The organism is Klebsiella michiganensis (assembly GCF_002925905.1).
In the GTDB taxonomy this organism is placed as follows: Bacteria; Pseudomonadota; Gammaproteobacteria; order Enterobacterales; family Enterobacteriaceae; genus Klebsiella; species Klebsiella michiganensis.
Map to the genome: position 1 here is coordinate 492,942 of NZ_PRDB01000004.1, position 6,734 is coordinate 499,675.

At 56.7% G+C, this 6,734-nt stretch carries 8 protein-coding genes; all 8 read left to right on the top strand.

What is annotated here, in order from left to right; translation table 11 throughout:
• Entirely contained in the window at nt 1-423 is a 423-nt protein-coding gene (locus CDA56_RS13415) for an acyl-CoA thioesterase (protein WP_064357703.1), read from the top strand.
• Entirely contained in the window at nt 420-1,025 is a 606-nt protein-coding gene (locus CDA56_RS13420; protein WP_014227112.1) for a LolA family protein, read from the top strand. Before CDA56_RS13415 ends, CDA56_RS13420 begins: the two co-directional genes overlap by 4 nt.
• Nucleotides 994-3,315: an MMPL family transporter gene (locus CDA56_RS13425; RefSeq protein ID WP_103814818.1), complete on the top strand. Its 2,322-nt coding sequence runs from the start codon at nt 994-996 to the stop codon at nt 3,313-3,315. The genes CDA56_RS13420 and CDA56_RS13425 overlap by 32 nt, the downstream gene beginning before the upstream one ends.
• Nucleotides 3,308-3,892, top strand: a complete 585-nt coding sequence (locus tag CDA56_RS13430) for a DUF3261 domain-containing protein (protein WP_014227114.1) — start codon at nt 3,308-3,310, stop codon at nt 3,890-3,892. Before CDA56_RS13425 ends, CDA56_RS13430 begins: the two co-directional genes overlap by 8 nt.
• 1 nt (nt 3,893) lies before the next feature.
• Nucleotides 3,894-5,063: a beta-ketoacyl-[acyl-carrier-protein] synthase family protein gene (locus CDA56_RS13435; protein ID WP_049084052.1), complete on the top strand. Its 1,170-nt coding sequence runs from the start codon at nt 3,894-3,896 to the stop codon at nt 5,061-5,063.
• On the top strand, nt 5,060-5,536 hold the full coding sequence (locus CDA56_RS13440; protein WP_014227116.1) for a hotdog family protein: 477 nt from the start codon (nt 5,060-5,062) through the stop codon (nt 5,534-5,536). Before CDA56_RS13435 ends, CDA56_RS13440 begins: the two co-directional genes overlap by 4 nt.
• Nucleotides 5,533-6,264, top strand: a complete 732-nt coding sequence (locus CDA56_RS13445; protein ID WP_014227117.1) for a 3-ketoacyl-ACP reductase FabG2 — start codon at nt 5,533-5,535, stop codon at nt 6,262-6,264. Before CDA56_RS13440 ends, CDA56_RS13445 begins: the two co-directional genes overlap by 4 nt.
• Nucleotides 6,261-6,734, top strand: a 474-nt coding sequence (locus tag CDA56_RS13450; protein ID WP_277949466.1) for a beta-ketoacyl synthase N-terminal-like domain-containing protein, incomplete at its 3' end; no start/stop codon positions are given. The genes CDA56_RS13445 and CDA56_RS13450, both read left to right, overlap by 4 nt.

The following is a 6,734-nucleotide window of genomic DNA, read 5'->3' on the forward strand; positions in this document are numbered from 1 at the left end:
GTGCTGAACGATCCCCGCTTTACGGCTGAAGTCGAGCTGGCTATTCCGTTCCACGACGTTGATATGATGGGCGTGGTGTGGCACGGCAACTACTTCCGCTACTTTGAGATTGCCCGCGAAGCGCTTCTGAACCAGTTCGACTACGGGTACCGACAGATGAAAACCTCGGGTTACCTGTGGCCCGTGGTTGATGCGCGCGTAAAGTACCGTAATCCCCTGACCTTTGAGCAGCGCATTCGCGTCCGCGCGCGTATAGAGGAGTTCGAAAACCGCCTGCGCATCGGTTATGAAATTTTCGATGCCGAAACAGGAAAGCGGGCAACGACTGGCTACACCATTCAGGTAGCGGTTGAAGAAAAGAGTCGTGAACTGTGCTTTGTCAGCCCCACGATTCTGTTTGAACGTATGGGAGTTACGCCATGAGATTCTTACCACTGCTGGCGCTGTTCATCAGTCCCATAGTCAGCGCCCTGACGCTTGATAATCTGCAACAGCGCTTTACCGAACAGCCGGTGGTCCGGGCGCATTTCGATCAAACCAGAACGATTAAGGATCTGCCGCAGCCGTTGCGATCTCAGGGGAAGATGCTGATCGCCCGCGACCAGGGTTTACTATGGGATCAAACCAGCCCTTTCCCGATGCAGTTGCTGCTGGATGACAAGCGGATGGTGCAAGTGATTAACGGCCAGCCGCCGCAAACCATCACCGCCGAGAACAACCCTCAGATGTTCCAGTTCAACCATCTGCTGCGCGCGCTGTTCCAGGCCGATCGTAAAGTGCTGGAAGAGAATTTCCGCGTAGAGTTTGTAGACTTAGGCGAAGGACGCTGGACGCTGCGCCTGACCCCCATCACCACGCCGCTGGATAAGATTTTCGCGACCATTGATTTAGCCGGAAAAACGTATCTGGAGAGCATTCAACTCAACGACAAGCAGGGCGATCGTACCGATATCGCACTTTCCCAACATCAACTCACGCCAGCGCAACTCACCGATGACGAACGCCAACGCTTTGCCGCCCAGTAAACGCCCTGCGTTGCTATGGGGAATCGCCTGCCTGATCCTGCTGGGCGTTCTGCTAACGCAGCTGCCTCAGGCGCGGCTAAACAGTAGCGTGCTGGCGATGCTGCCAAAGCAAACACTGGGGAAGACCCCTCCGAGCCTGAACGACGGTTTCATGCAGCGTCTCGACCGACAGTTGGTCTGGTTGGTAAGCCCTGGTAAGAAAGCCGATCCGGCGGTAGCTCACGACTGGCTGATGCGATTGCAAAAATCGCAGGCGCTGGCTGAAGTGAAAGGCCCAATGGACGCCAACAGCCAGCAGGCGTGGGGAGCTTTTTTTTGGCAGCATCGCAACGGACTAATCGATAGCGACACCCGTTCGCGTTTGCAAAACGGCGGCGAGGCGCAGGCGCAATGGATACTTTCCCAACTCTACTCGGCATTCTCCGGCGTTAGCGGCAAAGAGTTGCAAAACGATCCGTTGATGCTGATGCGCGGCTCGCAGCTGGCAATGGCCAAAAACGGCCAACGCCTGCGGCTGATGGACGGCTGGCTGGTGACTCAGGATAAACAGGGCAACTACTGGTATCTGATGCATGGCGAGCTGGCCGGTTCCTCGTTTGACATGCAGCAGACGCATCGGTTGGTCACCACGCTAAAAACGCTGGAAGCTGAACTTAAAGCGCAATATCCGCAGGCAAAGTTGCTGTCTCGCGGCACGCTCTTTTACAGCGATTACGCCAGCCAGCAGGCGAAACAGGATATCTCCACCCTCGGCGTGGCGACTCTGTTCGGCGTGATTCTGCTGATTATGGCGGTATTCCGCTCGCTGCGCCCGCTGCTTTTGTGTCTGATATCCATTGCTATTGGCGCGCTGGCGGGCACGGTCGTGACGCTGCTTATTTTCGGCGAGCTGCATCTGATGACGCTGGTGATGAGCATGAGCATTATCGGAATTTCCGCTGACTATACGCTCTATTATCTGACCGAACGGATGGTGCACGGTGCACAAATGTCACCGTGGCAAAGCCTCGCTAAAGTGCGGAATGCGCTGCTGCTGGCGCTACTGACTACCGTAGCGGCGTACCTGATTATGATGCTCGCCCCCTTCCCCGGTATTCGTCAGATGGCGGTCTTCGCGGTGATGGGGTTAAGCGCCTCCTGTTTAACGGTGATTTTCTGGCATCCGTGGCTATGTCGTGGTCTGCCCGTCCGTCCTGTTCCGTCCATGGTACAAATGCTGCGCTGGCTTGCCGCATGGCGACGCAATAAAAAGCTTTCCATCGGTTTACCTGTGGTGCTGGCGCTGTTCTCGCTGGCAGGTCTTGCCACGCTGCGCGTTGATGATGATATATCACAGCTACAAACGCTGCCGCAGGACATCCTGGCCCAGGAAAAAGCCATTACCGCGCTCACCGGACAAAGCGTCGACCAGAAATGGTTCGTAGTTTATGGCAAATCTGCCCAGCAAACCCTGGAGCGGCTGGAACGCTTTACCCCCGAGCTGGAGCAAGCGAAAACAGAAGGATGGCTCAGCGGGTATCGCACCATTCCGCTAAATTCGCTCGCCCGACAGCAGCAGGATCTTAGTTTGTTGAAAAATGCTGCGCCCACCGTTACCGCAGCCCTGAATAACGCAGGACTAACGGCAGTAAATCCCGACCTCAACGCCATGCAGGTAACGGTTGATGCCTGGCTTGCCAGCCCGGCTAGCGAAGGGTGGCGGCTATTGTGGATAACGCTGGCAGATGGAGAAAGCGGCGTACTAGTGCCAGTAGAAGGCGTGAACAATAGCGCAGCGCTAAATGCTCTCAGCACAAGATATGTTGGTGTTGCGTGGGTGGATCGCAAAAGCAGCTTCGACGAGCTGTTCACACTTTATCGTCATATCCTGACCGGCCTGCTGTGCGTTGCGCTAGCGGTGATTGCCTGCGGGGCGATGATTCGGCTTGGGTGGCAAAAAGGGCTAATAAGCCTGGTGCCGTCGATGTTATCCCTTGGCTGCGGGCTGGCCGTACTCTCGCTGAGCGGTCATACGGTAAACCTGTTCTCGCTACTGGCGCTGGTGCTGGTGCTCGGAATTGGCATTAACTACACGCTGTTTTTTAGCAATCCGCGCGGCACTCCGCTGACGTCGCTACTGGCGATTACGCTGGCGATGCTAACTACGATCTTGACCTTGGGCATGCTGGTTTTTAGCGCCACCCAGGCTATCAGCAGTTTTGGCATTGTACTAGTAAGCGGTATTTTCACCGCGTTTCTGCTTTCACCACTGGCGATGCCCGCGAAAAAGAGAAAAAAAGATAATGATTAAACCGACGTTCTGGCGCGCCATCGCTCTGATCGCAACGCTGATACTGGCCGGATGCAGCAGCTCGCAGCCGGAACAACAAGGGCGCCCTCAGGCCTGGCTCGAGCCGGGCACGCGCGTCACACTGCCTTTGCCGGACATCTCTCCGCCGATTAATTCACAGCAACTGCTCACCGGCAGCTTTAACGGCAAAACCCAGTCGCTGCTGGTACTGCTCAATGCTGACGATAAAAATCTCACGTTGGCAGGACTCTCTTCTGTCGGCATTCGCCTGTTCCTTGTGACCTACGATGAAAAAGGGCTGCACAGCGAACAGTCAATCGTGGTACCGCAGTTGCCGCCAGCAAGCCAGGTGCTGGCTGATGTCATGCTCAGCCACTGGCCAATTCACGCCTGGGAGTCGCAGTTGCCAAAAGGCTGGACATTGATCGACTGCGGCGATAAGCGCGAACTGCGCAACGCCAGCGGTAAGCTGGTCACCGAAATCATCTATTTGAATCGCAAAGGCAAGCGTGAGCCGATCAGCATCGAACAACATGTCTTTAAATACCACATCACCATTCAATATCTGGGTGACTGAAATGATCTATATTTCTGCCGTCGGCATGATCAACGCGCTGGGTAGCGATAACAATGAAATTGCCGCCAACCTGACGCGCGGCGTGGCACCCGGTATGCGCCCTCGTTCAGGCTGGCTTCGGGGACATCCGCACGCGGTATTAGCCGGTGTAGATGGCGAACTGCCGGTCATTCCCGATGAGTTCAGCGCCCATCGTTCACGCAATAATCAATTACTACTGGCGGCGCTTAAACACATTCAGCCGCAGGTCGATAAGGCTATTACGCAGTACGGACGGGACCGGATTGCCGTGATACTCGGTACCAGTACCTCTGGACTTGATGAAGGCGATACGCACGTTAATCTGACGCTTAACGGACAGGAAAGCGCGGCCTGGCAGTACCCGCAACAAGAGCTGGGAGACCCATCGCGCTTTCTTAGCCGCTGGCTGGCACTGGCTGGCCCGGCATTCACGCTGTCAACCGCCTGCTCTTCCAGCGCCCGGGCAATAATTAGCGGACGCCGCCTGCTTGAAGCCGGGCTAGCGGACGTCGCGATTGTCGGCGGTGCGGATACGCTGAGCCGAATGCCGATCAATGGCTTCCACAGTCTGGAATCCCTCTCCCCAACGCTGTGCCAGCCGTTCGGTCGTGACCGCAATGGCATTACTATTGGTGAAGGTGCCGCGTTGATGCTGCTGACTCGTGAACCGCAGCCTATTGCTTTACTGGGCGTGGGCGAGTCGAGCGACGCATACCATATTTCAGCGCCGCATCCACAAGGTGAAGGAGCGATCCGCGCCATTCATCAGGCGCTGCACGACGCAGGAATCACGCCAGAGCAGGTGGGCTACATCAATCTGCACGGTACCGCCACGCCGCTTAACGACCAGATTGAATCCAGAGTGGTGCACGAACTGTTCGGCGAAACGGTGCCATGCAGTTCCACTAAACACCTAACCGGCCACACGCTGGGTGCAGCAGGGATCACCGAAGCGGCGATCGGTATGCTAATTTTGCAACGCAACCTGCCACTACCGCCGCAGAATTTTCGCTCCTCGCCACGCGACGAAACGCTGCCGCCCTGCGGTATCATCGAGCAGCCGCAGCCGCTTGAACGTCCAGTTATCCTGTCAAACTCGTTTGCCTTTGGCGGCAATAACGCCAGTATTCTGCTCGGGAGGATCTCATGAGCGACTATTTACCCCCCGGCGAATACCTGCCGCACGACGAGCCAATGCTGCTGCTTGATGAGGTGGTAAATGTGACGGACGACTCCACCCTCTGCCGAGTCACGGTATCGGCCAATGGCACGCTGGCCCCCTTTCTCGATGCAGAAGGCCATCTCCCCGGCTGGTTTGCCCTGGAGCTTATGGCGCAAACCGTTGGCGTCTGGTCAGGCTGGCACCGCCACCGGCAGGGACAAGAGAGTATTTCCTTAGGCATGGTGCTCGGCGCGCGTGAACTGGTCTGCGCGGCGGGGATTGTTCCCGCCGGATTAACGCTGAATGTCTCCGTCACGTTGCTGATGCAGGATGAGCGCTTCGGCAGCTTTGAATGCACGATTGCCGCTGGCGAAGAGACGTTGGCTACTGGTAGGGTTAACACCTTCCAGCCAACATCTGAAGAACTTAACACCCTATTTCAACAAGGAGCGTCCGCATGAATCGTTCAGTTTTGGTTACCGGCTCCAGCAAGGGAATCGGTCGCGCTATCGCCCTCCAACTGGCAGCGGACGGCTTTATTGTTGGCGTCCATTATCATCGCGATGCGCAGGGCGCGCAGGAGACGCTGGATGCGATTCTCGCCGCAGGCGGCGCTGGCCGCCTGCTGACGTTTGACGTCGCCAACCGCGAGCAGTGCCGCAAGGTGTTAGAGCAGGATATCGAGGCACATAGCGCGTGGTACGGCGTGGTGAGCAATGCTGGTATCACACGCGATGCGGCCTTCCCGGCGCTCAGCGATAACGACTGGGATACGGTGATCCACACCAATCTGGATAGCTTCTACAACGTTATTCAGCCGTGCATCATGCCGATGATTAGCGCGCGTAAGGGCGGGCGAATCATTACGCTTTCTTCGGTTTCCGGCGTAATGGGCAATCGGGGCCAGGTTAACTACAGCGCGGCCAAAGCGGGGATTATCGGGGCGACGAAAGCGCTGGCAACTGAGCTGGCAAAACGCAAAATTACCGTCAACTGCATCGCACCGGGGCTTATCGACACCGGGATGATCGAAATGGAAGAGGCCGCGCTTAAAGAGGCGATGTCAATGATCCCCATGAAACGGATGGGCCATGCGGACGAAGTGGCCGGGCTTGCCAGCTATTTAATGTCGGATGTGGCGGGCTACGTGACCCGTCAGGTGATTTCCATCAATGGAGGGATGTTATGACGCGTAGAGTGGTGATTACAGGCATGGGCGGTGTCACCGCCTTTGGAGAAAGCTGGCAGGCCGTTTCCACCAGACTGCTTGACTACGAGAACGCAGTACGCAAAATGCCGGAGTGGCAGGTTTATGACGGCCTGCATACGCTGCTGGGCGCGCCGGTCGATGATTTCACCCCACCGGAGCATTATACCCGTAAGCGTATTCGCTCCATGGGCCGCGTATCGCTGATGTCCACTCGCGCCACTGAACTGGCGCTGGAACAGGCAGGGCTAATTGGCGAGGCAGTGCTAACCAACGGCGAAACTGGTATCGCCTATGGCTCCTCAACCGGCAGCACCGGACCAGTGAGTGAATTCGCCACTATGCTGACCGAAAAACACACCAATAACATCACCGGCACCACCTACGTACAGATGATGCCGCATACCACCGCCGTCAACACCGGGCTGTTTTTCGGATTGCGCGGTCGCGTT

Coding starts and splice junctions, on each gene's coding strand:
- CDA56_RS13430 (WP_014227114.1), top strand. CDS start 3,308: ATGATTAAACCGACGTTCTGGCGCGCCATCGCTCTGATCGCAACGCTG.
- CDA56_RS13425 (WP_103814818.1), top strand. CDS start 994: ATGACGAACGCCAACGCTTTGCCGCCCAGTAAACGCCCTGCGTTGCTA.
- CDA56_RS13440 (WP_014227116.1), top strand. CDS start 5,060: ATGAGCGACTATTTACCCCCCGGCGAATACCTGCCGCACGACGAGCCA.
- CDA56_RS13435 (WP_049084052.1), top strand. CDS start 3,894: ATGATCTATATTTCTGCCGTCGGCATGATCAACGCGCTGGGTAGCGAT.
- CDA56_RS13420 (WP_014227112.1), top strand. CDS start 420: ATGAGATTCTTACCACTGCTGGCGCTGTTCATCAGTCCCATAGTCAGC.
- CDA56_RS13445 (WP_014227117.1), top strand. CDS start 5,533: ATGAATCGTTCAGTTTTGGTTACCGGCTCCAGCAAGGGAATCGGTCGC.